The sequence below is a fragment of the Deltaproteobacteria bacterium genome (assembly GCA_009930495.1).
In the GTDB taxonomy this organism is placed as follows: domain Bacteria; phylum Desulfobacterota; class Desulfovibrionia; order Desulfovibrionales; family Desulfomicrobiaceae; genus Desulfomicrobium.
Genome location: RZYB01000350.1, coordinates 1 through 1,704 on the forward strand (window position 1 = coordinate 1; position 1,704 = coordinate 1,704).

2 protein-coding genes are annotated in these 1,704 nt (G+C 57.5%); both read left to right on the forward strand.

What is annotated here, in order from left to right:
• Nucleotides 1-118: 118 nt before the first annotated feature.
• Nucleotides 119-520 carry a hypothetical protein gene (locus tag EOL86_14575; protein NCD26797.1) on the forward strand — a complete coding sequence of 134 codons (402 nt, stop codon included), beginning with the start codon at nucleotides 119-121 and terminating at the stop codon, nucleotides 518-520.
• Nucleotides 517-1,704, forward strand: a 1,188-nt coding sequence (locus EOL86_14580) for an amine oxidase (protein ID NCD26798.1), incomplete at its 3' end; no start/stop codon positions are given. The genes EOL86_14575 and EOL86_14580, both read left to right, overlap by 4 nt.

Consider the following 1,704-nt stretch of genomic DNA (forward strand, 5'->3'; position numbering starts at 1 on the left):
ACTACTACAGAAGGAGGATCCCCTCAATCAAAATATTCAATTATTTTAGAAAGATTTCTGCTTCCGCGACTTTACTAACAACCCCGAAAGTCGAGTTTCGGATCTGCAGCACCAGACTTTGGATTTTGGACAGTTTGCCTATCTGCGCCCCTGCGCCTCGGTCACGGGCTGCTGTCATCTTTTTCGCACGGATCGTCTGGTGGACAGCGGTGGTTTTGATTTGCGGTTTTCACCGTCGCAATTCGACGATCTGGAGCACGACATCCGGCTCAATCTGAGCGGCCAGTATGCCGTGTATCAGGGCTTTTTGGCCGTGCGGCACAAGAAGCGCACGGGCAAAAGCTCGCGCACGAGCACTCCGGAATTCGGCAATGCCTTTGCCAATATGCACAAGTTGCAGAAGAAGTATTCGGCTGCGGAATACGGCCGGATCATGGAGTGGGAAGCCGAAGTCCTGGCCAGGGATTTTTGGCGCAAGCAGGACGAGGTTCGGCGCTGGCTGGTCGGGGAGGCTCTATGAAATACGTGATTATCGGCGCCGGTCCCACGGGACTTGGCGCGGCGCATCGGCTGGTGGAACTGGGTGAGCGGGATTTTGTCATTCTGGAGCGTGCCGGTCATGTCGGCGGATTGGCCGCCAGTTTTCGGGATTCGGCCGGGTTCACCTGGGACGTGGGTGGGCACGTGGTTTTTTCGCGCTACGACTATTTCAACCGGTTGCTGGATGACTTGCTTGGTCCGGACAAATTGGAGCACCAGCGCGTGGCCCGTGTGCGCATGGCCGAAACCTGGGTGCCGTATCCTTTTCAGAACAACATTCGCCATTTGCCCAAGGAGCTGGCCTGGGAGTGCGTCCAGGGCCTGTTGCATGAGCGGCCATCCCATCTGGCAACGTTCCGGGATTGGATCGATTATGTTTTTGGACCAGGCATCGCCCGGCTTTTCATGGTGCCCTATAATTTCAAGGTCTGGGCCACGCCGCCGGAATTGATGCAGTATTCCTGGATCGGCGAACGCGTGTCCGTGGTCGATCTGGAAGGGGTGCTCAAAAATCTTATTTTGGGTCTTGATGACGCGGGTTGGGGGCCCAACAATACCTTCCGCTTTCCGCTGCATGGTGGCACTGGCGGCATTTTCAATCGTCTGGCGGGCAGGATGGAAGAGCATCTGCGTCTGAACTCGACCGTGGTCCGGGTGGATGTCGATGACAAGGCCGTGGAATTGGCCGATGGGCAGCGGGTGGAGTGGGAATATCTCCTGAACACCGGCCCCCTCGACCAACTCGTGCATGATTGGGTCAGACCGGAATCCGCCGACCTGCACCGCGCCGCCACCAATCTGGAACATAACAGTGTCTTTGTTTCCGGCGTCGGAGTGGACGGGCTGCGGCACGATCCGACCTGCTGGATGTATTTCCCGGAGGCAAATTGCCCCTTCTATCGGGTGACCAACTTCCATAATTATTCGCCCAACAACGTGGCCAGACCGGGACATCAGATGGGTTTCATGAGCGAGGTCTCATCGTCCAGGCACAAACCCGAAAATCTGGCGGCCATGAACGATCGTGTCATCGATGGCCTGAAGGCCACGGCCCTTGTACGCGTCGAGGATTCCGTCGTGTCCACCTGGGAGATGAGCGTGGATTACGGGTATCCCGTGCCGACCCTGGATCGGGACGCGGCCCTGGCCATGCTGCAGCCCTGG